Genomic DNA, 14,708 nt, shown 5'->3' with positions numbered 1-14,708 from the left:
TAGGTCGTATGCGGCGGATGGCGGCGCACGCGCAGGTGGCGAAACGGCAGACGCGCTGGTTTTAGGTACCAGTGGGGCAACCCGTGAGAGTTCGAGTCTCTCCCTGCGCACCAGTCACCGCCATCCTCATGACCTGATGCGCGCGTTCCCGCAGCATTCAGCCGCGGAATGCCTCTTCAGTCGCCAGATAGGCGGATTCCTCCCCGGTGTTTTCCCGCCCCAGCGCCTGGTTTCGATGCGGAAACCGCCCGAAGTGCCGGATGATCTCGCGGTGGTGCAGGGCGTAGCGCGCGTTGTCGAGGCCTGCCGCGGTGAACAGGCGCAAGGACTCGTCCTGGTCCTGCAAGGCTTCGCTGTGCATGAAGGGCATGTACAGGAACGCGCGCATCCAGTCGTCCAGCGCCTGGTCGAATCCGCGCGCGATCGCGGCACGCATGCGCATCGTTCGCGTAGGCATCCCTGTATCCGCGATTGAAGTTGCGCGAGCACTGGTCGAGCAGGATGACCAGGGCGAGCACCCCTGCGGGGGTGTCACTCCAGGCGTCGAGATCGCCGTTCGTGGCGCGGCGGTGCAGGGAGCCGAAGCGCTGTGCAAGGTCGCGGTCGAAATCCTCCGAGGCGCGGAACCAGTGGACTCGGGCGGGTTCGGAGAACCAGTAGTCGAGGAGCGATTGGGCGGCGGGATCCGGGTTCATCGGTTTATTCGGGGACGGAGTTAGACGTCCGTCTCCGGCGGCGCGTTCCCCGGTGATGACGATCCGGCCCCGTCATGCGCGCTCCCGCCACCAGGCGGGCAGGGCGGCGACGGACGGGAGTACGGCGTCGGGTGTGATGCCGAGTTCCATGTCCTGCGGGCGGAATTTTCCGCTCCGGACCAGCAGCGTGCGCAGGCCTGCGCGCTGCGCGGCCTCGATGTCGGTGCGGATGTCGTCGCCGACCATCCAGGTGTCCGCGGCGGTGGTGCCGAGCAGGGTGAGCGCGGTGTTGAAGAAAGGCGCCGCCGGTTTTCCCGCCACCACGGCCTCGACGCCGGCGGCGTATTCCAGCGCCTTCGCGATGGGTCCGGTATCCAGGCGCAGCCCGTCCGGCGCCCGCCAGTAGCGCGTGAGCCCGAGGGTGACGAGACGCGGCCGCGGCTCCGTCATCAGCAGGCGGAAGGCCTGGTTTATGCGATCGAAGGACCAGTGGTGGCCGAGGTCGCCAATCACGACCGCGGCCGGGTGATCGGCGTACTCGGGATCGACCAGGGGCAGGCCGTCGAACTCCTCGCGCGTGGCGTCCGGGACGAACAGCGCGCTGGGTCCAGATGCATGCTCCTTCAGCCAGAGGGCGGCGGCGAACGGCGGGGCGAGTATGTCCTCGGGTTTTGCCGCGATGCCCATGCGCGCGAGCTTCGGCACCAGGGCGCGGCGTGGCCGCGATGTGGTGTTGGTGAGGAAGAGGTGCGGAATGCCCTGCGCCCGGCACCAGGCGACGGCGTCGGCCGCACCAGCGATGGCGCTGTCGTCTTCGTAAAGTACGCCGTCCATGTCGAACAGGATGCCGGGCATGGGTTTATCTAACCCCGGATCGCGAGTGGAGTCAAAGCCGGTACGTGTCCGGCGCGGGCGGGCACCGGTACTCGAGGCGCAACAGCTCCACCGCTATCCCGCACGATTGCCGGGGACACGCCGTTACGGGTTTGGGGCTCGTCAGCGCAGGATGCGGCGGCGGATTCATTAATCCGCCGCCGCATCCTGCGCGACAGTGAATTCGAAACGGAGCCCCCATCCTCTGCTAGAATAGCCGGTGTTGCTGGAATCAGGAGGTGCCCAAGCGTGGCAGACGAGCAAGAAGAAGCGACTTTCGACGAAGCGGCCTGGCGGGCCGTCGATCTCGGCAACCAGTTGGCCCAGGAGGACGAAGAGACTGATGTCTGGGACATTGCCGACGGCTTGCTGGCGGGCGCCATCCAGTACTGGCTGTATTCGCGCGAACCCTGCGACAATCCCCGCTGCGAGGATTGCGCCCCGGTCAGCACGGCCGAGCAGCGCCTCTCAGAGCTGGTCAAGCTGGTGCGCCAGTATGCCGAGGAAAGCGAGTACTACCACTCCCAGAACGACGCCAACGTCGGGCGCGCCTGACCAGCAGCGGCACGGCCGCGAAACGTAAACTGGGTGATGCCGGTCGCTGTTCCGGCACCCTCCCGGAGATTCCAGGTCCGCACAGCCGTCATCGCCGACCCTCCGGCCGTGACGCGGCTGCGCGGGGGTGGCACCTGACTATTCGTCTTCCTCGTCAGCCCATTCTTCTTCACCCAGACTGTCAACATCCGCGTCCACGGGGGTGTGGGATTCCTCGTCGCCGAGCGGTTTCCTGTCATTCGGGCTGCGCGCCTGTTTCCGCACCGGGGCGGCAAGCACGCGGTCGGGGTTGAATTTGAAGATGCGGCGCGCCTTGGCGTAGGCGTTTTTCAGTTCTTCGGCGAGACCGGACTCGTTGGCGCGCAGTTCACGCAGCTTCGGTTCCACCAGTTCGCGGCTGTATTGCAGGATCTCGTCGCGGGCCAGATTGTAGAGATAGATGGTCTTCGGATTGCCGGTCTCAAGGCGGTCGTCACGCAGTACCGCGCTGCTTCTGTCGCCGGCTTCCAGGTACCCACACCAGAGTGGAGTTTTGGCCATGGTTATACGCTTATGCTGTCAATGTGATGAGTCGATTGTCATTCCTGGCGCCTCCGTCACGATGCCTTCGAACAGCAGGGCCGTCGACGGAAGGCGCTGGAGCGGCAAATAGTATTTCCGGAATCGATATAAAAGCAAGCGCTTGTCCCGACGCGCGGGTCGTGCGGGATCCGGAAGGGCACCTCTGGGCGTACGTTCCTGGCGGTCCCGCGGTTAGGTTTCCCCGCAGGGCGGTCGTATAATCCGGACAAGCGGCGGCCCTGCGTCGGAACCGGCCGCCGGGGTGCGGCCGCGGTGTCTCGGCGGTGCGGCCGGAGGCGATATGATCCACGACCCTGGGAGATATGCCCATGGCGAACATGATCACGTCCTTGCGCTTCATGCTGTTGTTCCTGCTGGTGGCCATGATTTACCTCGCGCCGGCGCCATGGCTTCTGCTTGATCCGGTCCTGCTGATCCTGATCATCGCCCTCGATGGACTGGACGGATATGTCGCCCGGCGGCGCGGCGAGAGTACGCTTTTCGGTTCGGTATACGACATCGCGGTCGACCGCATCGTCGAGAGCACCCTGTGGATCGTGCTGGCGGATGTCGGGCTCGTTCCCCTGTGGGTGGCGCTGTTCTTCATCACGCGCGGGGTGCTGGTGGATTCGATCCGCGGGCAGGCCGCCGCGCGCGGCGTCGGCGCCTTCGAGATGATGCGCTCACCCCTCGGGCGATTCCTGGTGGCGGGCCGGCTGATGCGGGGCCTGTACGGGGCGGTGAAGGCGGTCGCCTTCGCCTGGATCCTGTTATTCCATCCCGTCCCGGAACTGTGGCCGGGCTGGTGGGAGGCGTGGCAGGATGCCGTGGAGGCGGTCACCACGGTGCTGGTGTACGTCGCGGTGGCGATGTGCCTGGTGCGCGGCGTGCCGGTGGTGGTCGAATTCTACCGCGCCGAGGGACAGCCGCGCAGGGCGCGCGTGACGAGGTAGCGCGTGCGCCTGGTCCTGGTCGACCTCGACGGCACCCTGCTCGAACTTCCGAGCAGCGAGCGGCGTTTCATCCGCTATCTGGCACGCCGGAGGAGACTCGGCGCGCGGCAGTGGCTGGCCGCCGGACTCTTTTTCCTGCGCTGGGGCTGGAGATTCGGCCGCGCCGCCGGTCGCAAGAACAAGGCCTACCTGAGCGGTCTCGACGTCGCTGAGGTCGCGCTGGCGGCACGCGCCTTCGTCGTCGGGGAGATCCTGCCACGCCTGCGTCCCGCCGTGGTCGAGCGCCTGCGCAGGCATGCGGCTGACGGCGATATCCTCGTCCTGCTGACGGGCGCACCGGACTTCATCGCCATCCCGGTGGCGCGTCACATCGGGGCGGAATGCTGTGCGACCGAACCCGACCGCCGTGACGGGCGCTACACGGCGCGGCCGCCGCGGCGCCATCCGCTCGGCGTGGAAAAGCTGGCCCTGGCACTGGTGCTTGCGTTGGGCGCCCGCACCGAGCTGCGCCACTGCGTCGCCTATGCCGACAGCGGGGACGACATCCCCTTGCTGAAGTCGGTGGGGCGGGTCGTCGCGGTGGATCCCGATACCCGGCTGGCGCGCGCGGCCGAAGCGCGCGGCTGGGAAGTCATGCGGCCCGCGCAGCCGGGGCAGGAAGTTGTCGGGAACGGATGTGTGGATACTACCGCTTCGAGGAAGGGGGCGGATTTAACAGCCCGAGATCCGGACATAATGATGGGCGAATAGAATCTGGGGCCGTAACGCCGTGTTGACTATCAAGGAATCCTCATGCCCGCACCGGTAACGCCGCTGCTCGCCGCCGACGTGATCATCGAACTCGAGGACACGGGCCGCGGCATTGTGCTGATCGAGCGCAGAAACCCGCCGCATGGCTGGGCCCTGCCCGGCGGCTTCGTCGACATCGGTGAAACGGTTGAGCAGGCGGCGGTGCGCGAGGCGCTGGAGGAGACAAGCCTGGCCGTGACGCTGCGCTGTCTGCTCGGCTGCTATTCGGACCCGGCTCGCGACCCGCGTGGCCATACCGTGAGCCTGGTCTTCGTCGCCCGCGCGCGGGGTGAGCCGCGCGCGCGGGACGATGCCATGAGCGTCCGGGTGGTCGATCCCGGCGCCATCGCGGAGACGCTGGCCTTTGACCACGCGCGCATCGTGGAGGATTACCTCTGCTACCGCGAGTCTGGCTTCTCGCCCGCCTGGTTCCCGCGTGGTGTCTAGCCGGGAAATCCTGCGGGATCACCCGGCGATCTCCGCTGCCCGGATTCATATGGCTTGACCGGTGTGCATGCGCGCGCTTTTAATGACGGGGCGACTGGATGAATTCCCCGGGAGGACGAATGAAGATGCGCCGGATATCGGTTGGCCATGGTTTCGTTATCGCGTTGTGTCTGGCGGTGTCCCTGCCGGCGGCCGGGGCGGATCGCTCAGCAGCGCATGGCGAGTATGTGTTTTCCGCGAACCAGGCCGACCATAACCTGTCCGCCTATCGTGTCGAGGACGAGACCGGTGCGCTCGTACCCCTGGCGGGATCGCCGTATCCGACGGGCGATTATCCGGTGTCGGTCAGCGTATCACCCGGCGGCCGCTTCATCTATGTGACCAACCAGGGATCCGGTTCACTGTCCGGTTTCACCGTTGCAGGCGATGGCCGCTCGCTTGCGCCCCTGCCCGGATCGCCGTACGCCGTCGGTCCGTATCCGGACGCGGTGGCGATCACCCCGGACGGCCGTTATCTCCTCGTGAATTATGAGGACGACGGCGTCGTCGAGACCTTCGGGATCGATCCGGGCTCCGGCGCCCTGCGCCCGATGGGGCAGCGTGCCGGGACGGGACGCCACCCGATCGCCATTGCGGTCGCGCCAAACGGACGCTTCGCGTACGTCTCGAACTATGACGATGACAGCGTCGGCGCTTATCGCATCGACGGCGCCAGCGGGGCCCTCGTCCCCGCCGGCGTTGCCGCGAAGGCGGATTCCCATCCGATCTATATCGCGATCAGCACCGACAGCAGGCATCTCTACACGGCAAACTACGGTTCGACCACGGTGTCGGCCTACCGCATCGATCAGGTGGACGGCACGCTCAGTCCGGTGCCGGGCTCACCCTTCGTGGCGGGGGCCAAGCCGTATTCGGTCACGGTCGATCCGGCACGGAACTTCCTGTACGTCGCCAACTGGGCCGGACACGACCTCGGCGTGTTCGCCCTGGATCGGGAGAGCGGCGCGCTCACCGAGGTCGCCGGTTCGCCGTTCAAGGCCGGCTCGTATCCGTATTCCGTGGTCGTCGATCCGCGCGATCATTATGTTTACGTCGCGAACAACGGCGCGGCTACCATCACGGCGTATTACATCGAGGATCGATCCGGTATGCTCAGGCCGCTGAAGAACTCGCCGTTCACCACCGGTCTGGGGCCGTATTCCCTGGCAATCGTCATGGAGTCCGGCGATTGAATTTGCCCGCCGGAACCGGTGCGACGATGCGTCACGCCGCCGTTCTGGCGGCGCTGCTCGGGGCTGTCTGTCCGCTGGCCGCGGCCGAGCCCTGGCTGCTCGTCGACAGCGAGAAGAACACGCTCGCTGTGATGGAGGACGGACAGGCGGTGCGCGTATTCAGTCACGTCGCGGTGGGGCGCGGCGGTGTCTCGGCCTACCGCCGCGCAGGTGACGGCAAGACTCCGCGCGGCGAGTTCCGCATCGCCTGGGTCAACCCTCAAAGTGAATATCATCTGTTCTTCGGGCTCGACTATCCCGACGCCGCCCACACGGAGGAGGCCTATCGCAACCGGCTGATCGATGCGGCGACGTACGAGCGCATCCGCCGTGCACGCGACCTGGGCGAATTGCCGCCGCAGGACACTGAACTGGGCGGCTACATCGGCATCCACGGAGTCGGCGCGCTGAATGCGGGGGTCAATCCGCGCTACAACTGGACGCGCGGCTGCGTCGCCTTGTCCAACGAGGAAATCGATCACCTGGCGCGGTGGGCCGGCATCGGGACACGGGTGGTGATCCGCTGACAAACCCGGAGATGGCGCGCATTCATGATCGCCCGGGATTTGCGTTCTTTACTCAGGGCTTTTCCTTAACCATCTGAATATGCGGATGTAAATGCCAGACAGGTTTGCGATGGCGGCCGCGGGATGCGGTCTTGCCATTGAAACGGTGCCGGTTCCTTGTATAGCATTGAAATCGTCGCTGGTATCAATCAAAGGATGGTTGCCGCCATGAAAGACCGCGATGAGGAGTTGTTGAGCGTGCCCTCCGCTCCGCGGACGGAGAGGATGGGTGGACCGGATTATTCCGGCCGCGCGCGGGGCCGGGTGAGCGGCCTCGAAAGGCGGCTGCTGGCGTATATGTTCGACGCCATCGGCAACCCGCCGGTGCAGCTCGTGATGTGGAACGGCGAGCGGTTCAGCTTCTCCCGCGCGCGCGCAATCGCCCGCGTGCACATCCATGACCGCAGCGCGCTGCTGCGCCTGATCCTCGATCCCGAGCTCTCTTTCGGCGACGCCTACACCAGCGGCAACATCGAGGTGGAGGGGGACCTGGTCAAGTTCCTCGAGAGCATTTACCGCAGCATGGCACGCGCCCGGATGCGCAAACCCGTGCGGAAATTCCTGCTGCGCTGGTTTCACCGGCCTCGCGCCACCGGCATTGCCGCGGCGCGCGACAATATCTACAGCCACTATGACATCAGCAACTCGTTCTACCGCCTGTGGCTGGACGAGAACATGGTGTACACCTGTGCCTATTTCCCTGCACCCGGGGCGACGCTGGAGGACGCGCAGGTGGCGAAGATGCACCATGTCTGCCGCAAACTGCAACTGCGGCCGGGCGAGAGCGTCGTGGAAGCGGGTTGCGGCTGGGGTTCGCTCGCGCTGTTCATGGCGCGCCACTACGGGGTGCGGGTGCGCGCCTACAATATCTCGCGCGAGCAGATCGCCTATGCGCGCCGCCAGGCGGAGCTCCAGGGTCTGGACGCCCAGGTGGAGTTCGTCGAGGACGACTACCGCAACATCAGCGGCGACTACGATGCCTTCGTCTCGGTCGGGATGCTGGAGCACGTCGGCCAGCGGTTCTACCGCACGCTTGGCGCGGTGATCGACCGCGTACTCAAGGACGACGGCCGCGGGCTGATCCACTCGATAGGACGCATCCGGCCGGGACAGATGAACGCGTGGATCGAGAAACGCATCTTTCCCGGCGCCTGTCCGCCAAGCCTCGCCGAGATGATGGAGATCTTCGAGCCCGCCGGCCTTGCCGTGCTCGACATCGAGAACCTGCGCCTGCATTACGCCCGCACCCTGGAGCACTGGCTGGACCGTTTCGACCGTGCGCAGGACAGGATCGAGGAGATGTTCGATGAACGTTTTGTCCGCGCCTGGCGCCTCTATCTCGCCGGGTCGATCGCGGCCTTTTTGAGCAGCGAGATGCAGCTGTTCCAAGTGGTGTTCAATCGCGGCTCCAGCAACGAGGTGGCGTGGACGCGCGATCACCTGTACCGGGACGGCCCGTGGGAGAAGCGGGTGTCCGGAGAGGTCGCCGCAGAGGCGCAAGCGCGTGAGTCAGCGCCTGCATGAGTCCTGCGATGCGCTGATCGTCGGCGGCGGGCCGGCGGGATCGACCTGCGCCCGCGTGCTGCGCCGCGCCGGCCTCGATGTCCTGGTGATGGACAAGCATGAATTCCCGCGCGACAAGGTATGCGCCGGCTGGATCACTCCGGCAGTGGTCGATCTGCTTGAGCTCGACGTGGATGATTACCGGCGCGCGCGCGTCTTCCAGCCGATCACGTCCTTTCTGACCGGTCCCGAGGATGGGCCCCAGGTCGCCACCACCTACCGCCGCGAGGTCAGCTTCGGAATCAGGCGCTGTGAGTTCGACCACTATCTGCTACAGCGTTCCGGTGTGCGGCTTGCCCTCGGCGAGGCGCTTGATTCGATGCGGCGCGGTGAGCACGGCTGGATCGTCAACGAACGCATAGAAACCGGCCTGGTGATCGGCGCCGGCGGACACTTCTGCCCGGTCGCCCGCCAACTGGGGGCCCGGCCGGGACGCGGCGAGGTCGCCGTGGTCGCACAGGAGATCGAATTCGAACTGGATGCCGACCAGCAGCGCGAGTGCCGCATCGAACCGCATAGGCCCGAGCTGTTCTTCTGCGGGGACATGAAAGGCTACGGCTGGTGTTTCCGCAAGGGTAATTTTCTCAACGTCGGGCTCGGTCGTGAAGGCGGCCATAAGCTGTCACACCACGTACAGGCGTTCCGCGCCTCGCTCATCGCCCAGGGCAAGATCCCGCGCGGCACGCCGGCCGATTTCCACGGCCACGCCTACCTGCTGTATTCCAGCGCGCGGCGTGTGGTGGTCCACGACGGTGTGCTGCTGATCGGCGATGCTGCCGGTCTGGCCTATCCCCAGAGCGGAGAGGGAATCCGGCCGGCGATCGAGTCTGCGCTGATGGCGGCGCAGACCGTGTGCGCCGCGCGGGGCGATTATCGCCGCGACAGTCTGGCCCCGTATCAGCGACGGCTGGACGCGCGTTACGGCCTGCGCGCGGCGCCGCCGAAGCGGGGACTGCTGCCGGAGCGGCTGAAGCAGGCGCTGGCGGGCCGGCTGCTGGCGTCACATTGGTTCTCGCGCCATGTCGTATTGAACCGCTGGTTCCTGCACGAGCACGAAGCGCCGCTGTCGACCATCTCCTTTTGATCCATTCATGCGGCCGCGCGAGATCCGGCCGGACAGTCGTCCTGACGCAGGAGGCAGGAAAACAGGAACGCCGCGCCGGTCACGCGGCGCGGCGTATTTTTCGCAAGGAGGGATCAGGCACTCTTCTTCGCCGGAGCGAACAGATCGAAGTCGGCCGTGCTGGTGTGCCACTTTCCGTTGCTCACCGTGACCTCGATGATGTCTGAATCCTCCGGCTCGGCTTGTGCCGGCGGCGGAGTGGCGGAGGACTTCATCTGCGACTGGCGGTGACGACGAAGTATTTTGTCGCGGGCGCCGGCATACACCTCTTCCGTCAGGATGCCCTGGTCCCGCAACCGCCGATGCTCACGCAGCTCCGCGCCCAGTTTCTGGTCCAGTTTGCGCCGATCGCAGCGCTGTGCCGCCTGAATGTGCTGGACCAGCTCGCGGGCGAAGACCTCGAATTCCCTGCGGTTTGGCGCGTTATTGTACATTTCCAGCAGTACGGCGTCGCCGTTCTGGCTGTGGAAGCGGACCAGATTCTGCGAGCGATGCACAAACACGAGCAGGGCGATCACGGCGGCGCACAGCGACAGCAGGGTGAGCGGGCTCCAGGCATGCGCGTACCACGGCATGCGCGAAAACACGCTTACGAGTGTGAGGATCGCGCAAAGTCCGAGCATGCCGCCGGAGGTGTACAGCGAGTGGCGGTCATTCTTGACGAAGAAATGCGGGGTGGAATCGATCAGCGCGAGATCAATCCAGTATTGACGCGCCTTCCCGCCGAAGTGCTTGCGATAGACCGACAGGAAGCGGCGGTCGAAGATAGTGTAATGCGAGGTCTGCGCCCGCAGATAACTGACCTGCGACAACTGGATCAGGATGGACGGACGTGCCGCGCCGCGTTCAGCCTCGGCGGCTATCTGGATCGTTTCCTCGGCGGGCTGCCTGTTTTCCGTTTCATGCATGACTGTCGTGCTGTGCTCCATGGTATTCACCGGCCTCCATTGACGCTGTGGTTATCAGATGCAGCCTGGCACCGTTGCCGGCTCCTGCCGGAAGGACGGAGCGCATCAGCCGCGCTTGGGAAGGTGGCTCGACTTGGGGATGGCTTTATTATCAACAGCGCGCGGAGGGATTCTGTGACCGGTGCGGCATTTCGTGCCGCCTGACCCGGGATAATTCGTGCCGTCGTCTATGCGCGCATCGCGCGCCGCAGCGTGGCGGCCAGCAGCGCGGCCAGGTGTTGCCGGGCGGCGGCGTCGCGACGCAGGAGGCGCTGGTTTATCTCCAGCTCGATGCCTGCGTAGCGCGCGGCAGGGAAGCGGGCGCGCAGATGGCGGGTGAGCCCGTCGCTCACGCCGCGGTAGGGATAATTGCGCCGCACAGCAAGCCCGCCGCCGCTGCTTTCCCGCAGGTCGGTGCACCAGCGCCGGCACAGGGCGGCTTCCATCCGGCGGGCAGGATCGTACAGCAACCCGATGTCGGCACGGCGCGGGACGCCGTCCAGCACCGGGGTGAAGCTGTGTACGGCGACATGCACGACGCGCCGTCCCGCTTCGATGCGCGCGTCCACCCAGTGTTCGATGCGCGCGCGGTGCGGGTGATAGTAACGCGCGAGCAGGCGCTCCTTCTCGGCCTGGGGCAAGGCGCAGGTACTTTCGGAAAACAACGCGGGATGGCCGGGGGAACGGTTGAGGTCCACCAGCAGGCGGCTGTAGCCGGCGGCGATCAGCGGTGCGCGCAGGCTGCGGCCGAGGGTGCGCGCGCAGGCGTGCGCGCCGAAGTCGTACGCGCGATGACCTGCGAGCAGCGAACGGCGGTCCCGGAACAGGCGCCGGTACTCGTGCGGAATACGGTTGGCGGCGTGTTCGCAGCTCAGCAGCAGGACCGGTGTGTCAGCCATCGAACAGGACGCCCTGGGTCAGGCAGTCGCACAGGCGGCGATAGGTCTCGGCCAGCTGGTCCGGCGCCGGCGCCTTCCCAAGCGCGTCGGAGATGCGCCGTGCCAGGCAGCCGCGCCGCAGGTAGAGCCGATGCCAGTCCCGCCATTCCGCTGGCGCATCGGCGCCCTGTGCGAACAGGGTTTCGATCAGGTGCTGCCACAAATCGCGTGCGCGGCAGGGCCCGCGTTCCGGAAAACCGAAGACGGCCCTGTAGCGGTCGTCTTCGATCACCGCGTGGTCCGCCTGCTGCACGGACTGCATGAAGAGCCGCTGCAACGGTCCGCTGTCCCATTTCTGCAGGTGGCGCATGCTGCACCAGTGCTCCTCCGTCAGGGCGCGCACCGCCTCGACGATGAGCCCGGCCACCGCGATGTCGGCGGCCGGGCATTCCTGCGTGTCGAGCACGCGGATTTCTATGGTATTGCGCTCGAAGCGTGCGATGGCCCCGCGCGCGTTGACCCATTCATGCTGCAGCACACCTTCCGGGTCGAGCGGGGCGAGATCGCGGTAGATGCGCTGCAGGATCTCCGCCTCGTAGGCCCGGCGCGACCAGGCGGGTTCGGGGATGATGCGGCCGCTTACCGAGGGGATGCGGGCGCAGTTGTCGCGATATACCTCCAGGCGGTTGTCCAGCACGCCGGTGAGACGGCCTTCCATGACGGGTGAGCTGGCGGCGAGCGCGGGCATCAGCGGCATCATCATGCGCACGGCCGCGTGCAGGCGCGCGAATTCATCGTCATCGGAAAACGGCAGGTTGATGTGCATGCTCTGCAGGTTCGACCAGCCATGGCCCTGGCAGCTGAAGATGCGGTCGAAAGCCTGGTAGATCGCGCTCTGGCCGTGCGGCCACAGATGCGTCTCGCGCGCCGGATCCATCCAGGGGTGCATCGCGGTCGGCATCAGGCGCCCGCCGAGCGGCGCGAGCAGCACATTAAGACGGGCGACGTCACGCTGGATGGTGTGGTGCAGTCCGGCGAGAGAACGGACCGGGCCGTTGGTCTTCAGCTCGATGACGTGCAGCGCCAGCTCGTTGGACCAGGCGAGCGCGCCGGTCTCCACCTCGTTGACGAACTCGCCGGCAACCGCGTGGAGGACGCGGTCGGCCGCGGGCAGCACGCACAGACGCTCGCCGTCCACGATCATGTACTCCAGCTCGATGCCGTAGGCGTCGAACAGGCCGAGCTCAAGGCGTTCGTCAGCGCGGTTTGCGTTCACCCTTTCTTTCCTCGATGCGGGCCAGCATGCCGCGCATGATGCGGCTGTAGAGATCGAGCTGGATGATGCCGTCCTCGAGGCCGGAGTCGATATTGGGATTGTCGTTGATTTCGATGACGTAGACCTTGGAGTCGATTTCCTTGACATCGACGCCGTAAAGGCCGTCGCCGATCAGGTTGGCCGCCTTGAGTGCGGTGGAGACGATGTTGCGCGGGACCTGCTCGATCGGGATGGCCTCGGTGCGGCCCTCACGCGGCTTGCCGGCATTGTTGTGGTCGATGATCTGCCAGTGGCCGTGCGCCATGTAGTACTTGCAGGCATAGAGCGGTTCGCGGTTGAACACGCCGATGCGCCAGTCGAACGCCGTCGGCATGAATTCCTGGGCGATGATCAGGTCGGACTTTTCCAGCATCCGCGTGGCCTCGGTGATGAACTCGGCCTTGCTGCCGACCTTGATCACGCCCTGCGAGAAGGCGCTGTCCGGCTGCTTGAGGATGCACGGCATGGCGATCGTCGCGGCCACCGCCTGCATGTTGCCGCGATTGACGATGCTGGTATTCGGCGTCGGGATCTTGTGGCGCGACATCAGTTCGGCCAGGTAGACCTTGTTGGTGCATTTCAGGATCGAGAACGGGTCGTCGATCACCACCAGGCCTTCCGCGACCGCACGCCGCGCGAAGCGGTAGGTGTGGTGGTTTACCCCGGTGGTCTCACGGATGAACAGGGCGTCGAACTCGGCGATCCGGCCATAATCGTTCTTGGTGATCATCTCCACGTCGAAGTCGAGCTGCTGTGCCGCCTTGATGAACTTCTTCAGCGCCTTGGCGTCGGACGGCGGCTGTGGCTCCGCCGGGTTGTGCAGGATGGCGAGGTCGTAGCGCATGACCTGCTGCGTGCGCCGGCGCAGGCCCTTGCCGGCGAAGTGTTCGCTCGCGGTCTGCAGCAGGAACGGCTTGTGGTCGTCCGGGATGTCGTTGCCGGCGATCGGGCCGATGCTCTGCAGCTGCCAGGTGCGGTTGTGGATGAAGCGCGCGCGCAGCAGCGGCGCCGGGAACAGGTTGAACAGCGTCAGGCTGAGTCGCTCGTAGCGCTTGGCGAAGTTGCGCCCGAAGTAGATGCTGAGTTCGTATTCCTCCGACTTGATCGGCGCGAGCGTACGCTGGATCAGCTCGAACAGGTCGTCGGAGACGAAGCGCGTCATGGTCTGCGATTTCATGTCCTGGATCGTGTTCACGTTCGGCAGCGGCTTGTGTCCGCGCGCCTCTGCGAGGAGCGAGACATAGTAGCCGACGCTCTGGTAACGGTAGGACCGGCACAGGTTGAAGATCTTCAGTCCGCGCAGGTCGCTGAAGCGCGGGTCGGAGAGATAGGTCTTGGCGGCGATCACCTCCGCCCCATGGATGTTCAGCGGCCAGTCTTCCGGGTTGTTAACGACTATGAATATCGACATGATGGGGCTGCGCGGGTTTCCCCTTTGGCTCGATGATCAGGAGGTTGGCGTCGTGGGTCAGGACTCCGAGCAGGATCGCGCCGAGCACGCGGTCGATGCTGATCTCGTAGACCTGGCCCGGGGCCAGCGGGTTGGGGTGCAGCGGATCCATGATCAGCACCGAACGCGTCTCCGCTGCGTAGCCGGCCAGGATCACGAAGTGCCCGCTCGGTTTGCCGCGCACATCGTCGTAGACCGGGCCGTGCTCGCGCGTCGAATGATACAGGTAGGTGGCGCTGAGTCCGGTCAGGATCGGGATGCCGCGCTTGAGATAGCGGCGGATCAGGCTGCTGGTCAGGTCCTCGAAGCGCAGCACGCCGCCCTGTTCGATGAAGTCCAGGTAGGCATCGGTTGCGACCTTGAAGCTCGACGAGTTCTTGAATACCAGCTGCCGGCTCAGGCGGTCGCCCAGATCCGCGTCCTGTCCGCTGAACCAGGAGGGGTCGAACATCTCCAGGTTGTAGGTGAAGATTTTCGCCCGGTAGCCGCGCCGCAGCGCGTGGCAGGCGAGGAACACCGCGAGTGTACCGCCGTCGCGCAGGCTGGGGATCTCGCCGATCATGCGGTCGAGCGGCATCTCGTCGCTGAAGTATCGGTAGAGCGCATGCAGGCAGGTGGGGCCGCACGTCGTCTCGTCGGGCTGCGGCAGGATGTCGAGGTTGAGACGATGCTCCATCGCGCGATGATACTATCTTGCCGGCGCGTGTCCAGTGACCGGCCGG

At 65.7% G+C, this 14,708-nt stretch carries 15 protein-coding genes, 1 tRNA gene and 1 pseudogene; 9 read left to right on the top strand and 8 right to left on the bottom strand.

Annotation, left to right across the window (positions count from 1 at the left end):
- Positions 1 to 29: 29 nt before the first annotated feature.
- Positions 30 to 113, top strand: a tRNA-Leu gene (locus IPK65_05120).
- A 44-nt stretch (positions 114 to 157) separates the two neighbouring features.
- On the opposite strand, the pseudogene IPK65_05115 reads toward IPK65_05120, so the two are convergent.
- Both IPK65_05115 and IPK65_05110 read right to left on the bottom strand, forming a co-directional pair.
- A pseudogene (locus tag IPK65_05115) lies at positions 158 to 695 on the bottom strand (DUF924 domain-containing protein).
- Between the two features lie 72 nt (positions 696 to 767).
- Entirely contained in the window at positions 768 to 1,550 is a 783-nt protein-coding gene (locus IPK65_05110) for a TIGR01458 family HAD-type hydrolase (protein ID MBK8162532.1), read from the bottom strand.
- 267 nt (positions 1,551 to 1,817) lie between these two features.
- Between IPK65_05110 and IPK65_05105 the strand changes: the two genes are divergently transcribed.
- Positions 1,818 to 2,123, top strand: coding sequence for a hypothetical protein (locus IPK65_05105; protein MBK8162531.1), 306 nt, complete (start codon positions 1,818 to 1,820; stop codon positions 2,121 to 2,123).
- A 138-nt stretch (positions 2,124 to 2,261) separates the two neighbouring features.
- Here IPK65_05105 and IPK65_05100 read toward each other — a convergent pair whose 3' ends face one another.
- Complete coding sequence (locus IPK65_05100) at positions 2,262 to 2,663, bottom strand: hypothetical protein (GenBank protein MBK8162530.1); 402 nt, start codon at positions 2,661 to 2,663, stop codon at positions 2,262 to 2,264.
- 350 nt (positions 2,664 to 3,013) lie between these two features.
- Between IPK65_05100 and IPK65_05095 the strand changes: the two genes are divergently transcribed.
- The 7 genes from IPK65_05095 (at position 3,014) to IPK65_05065 (ending at position 9,357) form a co-directional block, all read left to right on the top strand.
- On the top strand, positions 3,014 to 3,637 hold the full coding sequence (locus IPK65_05095; protein ID MBK8162529.1) for a CDP-alcohol phosphatidyltransferase family protein: 624 nt from the start codon (positions 3,014 to 3,016) through the stop codon (positions 3,635 to 3,637).
- A 3-nt stretch (positions 3,638 to 3,640) separates the two neighbouring features.
- Positions 3,641 to 4,387 (top strand): HAD-IB family phosphatase, encoded by a 747-nt coding sequence (locus tag IPK65_05090; GenBank protein MBK8162528.1) that lies wholly within the window; start codon positions 3,641 to 3,643, stop codon positions 4,385 to 4,387.
- 42 nt (positions 4,388 to 4,429) lie between these two features.
- Positions 4,430 to 4,873, top strand: coding sequence for an NUDIX hydrolase (locus tag IPK65_05085; GenBank protein MBK8162527.1), 444 nt, complete (start codon positions 4,430 to 4,432; stop codon positions 4,871 to 4,873).
- Positions 4,874 to 4,998: 125 nt separating this feature from the next.
- Complete coding sequence (locus IPK65_05080) at positions 4,999 to 6,105, top strand: beta-propeller fold lactonase family protein (GenBank protein ID MBK8162526.1); 1,107 nt, start codon at positions 4,999 to 5,001, stop codon at positions 6,103 to 6,105.
- A gap of 26 nt (positions 6,106 to 6,131) precedes the next feature.
- Positions 6,132 to 6,671 carry a L,D-transpeptidase gene (locus IPK65_05075; GenBank protein MBK8162525.1) on the top strand — a complete coding sequence of 180 codons (540 nt, stop codon included), beginning with the start codon at positions 6,132 to 6,134 and terminating at the stop codon, positions 6,669 to 6,671.
- A gap of 264 nt (positions 6,672 to 6,935) precedes the next feature.
- On the top strand, positions 6,936 to 8,234 hold the full coding sequence (locus tag IPK65_05070; protein MBK8162524.1) for a class I SAM-dependent methyltransferase: 1,299 nt from the start codon (positions 6,936 to 6,938) through the stop codon (positions 8,232 to 8,234).
- Positions 8,227 to 9,357 carry an NAD(P)/FAD-dependent oxidoreductase gene (locus IPK65_05065; protein ID MBK8162523.1) on the top strand — a complete coding sequence of 377 codons (1,131 nt, stop codon included), beginning with the start codon at positions 8,227 to 8,229 and terminating at the stop codon, positions 9,355 to 9,357. The genes IPK65_05070 and IPK65_05065 overlap by 8 nt, the downstream gene beginning before the upstream one ends.
- 113 nt (positions 9,358 to 9,470) lie before the next feature.
- Here the strand turns inward: IPK65_05065 and IPK65_05060 are convergent, their stop codons facing one another.
- The 5 genes from IPK65_05060 to IPK65_05040 all read right to left on the bottom strand — a co-directional run bounded on the left by IPK65_05060 (position 9,471) and on the right by IPK65_05040 (position 14,662).
- Positions 9,471 to 10,304 (bottom strand): hypothetical protein, encoded by an 834-nt coding sequence (locus IPK65_05060; protein MBK8162522.1) that lies wholly within the window; start codon positions 10,302 to 10,304, stop codon positions 9,471 to 9,473.
- Positions 10,305 to 10,531: 227 nt separating this feature from the next.
- The gene (locus IPK65_05055) at positions 10,532 to 11,242 is read right to left on the bottom strand and encodes an N-formylglutamate amidohydrolase (GenBank protein ID MBK8162521.1); all 711 of its coding nucleotides are present in this window, start codon (positions 11,240 to 11,242) and stop codon (positions 10,532 to 10,534) included.
- On the bottom strand, positions 11,235 to 12,425 hold the full coding sequence (locus IPK65_05050) for a glutamate--cysteine ligase (protein ID MBK8162520.1): 1,191 nt from the start codon (positions 12,423 to 12,425) through the stop codon (positions 11,235 to 11,237). The genes IPK65_05055 and IPK65_05050 overlap by 8 nt, the downstream gene beginning before the upstream one ends.
- Before the next feature lie 52 nt (positions 12,426 to 12,477).
- Complete coding sequence (locus IPK65_05045) at positions 12,478 to 13,947, bottom strand: RimK family protein (GenBank protein MBK8162519.1); 1,470 nt, start codon at positions 13,945 to 13,947, stop codon at positions 12,478 to 12,480.
- Positions 13,925 to 14,662: a C39 family peptidase gene (locus IPK65_05040; GenBank protein MBK8162518.1), complete on the bottom strand. Its 738-nt coding sequence runs from the start codon at positions 14,660 to 14,662 to the stop codon at positions 13,925 to 13,927. The genes IPK65_05045 and IPK65_05040 overlap by 23 nt, the downstream gene beginning before the upstream one ends.
- Between the last annotated feature and the right edge of the window lie 46 nt (positions 14,663 to 14,708).

Source organism: Gammaproteobacteria bacterium (assembly GCA_016712635.1).
GTDB lineage: Bacteria > Pseudomonadota > Gammaproteobacteria > SZUA-140 > SZUA-140 > JADJWH01.
The sequence above is the reverse complement of the archived record's forward strand: the minus strand, read 5'-3'. Positions and strand labels throughout refer to the sequence as shown.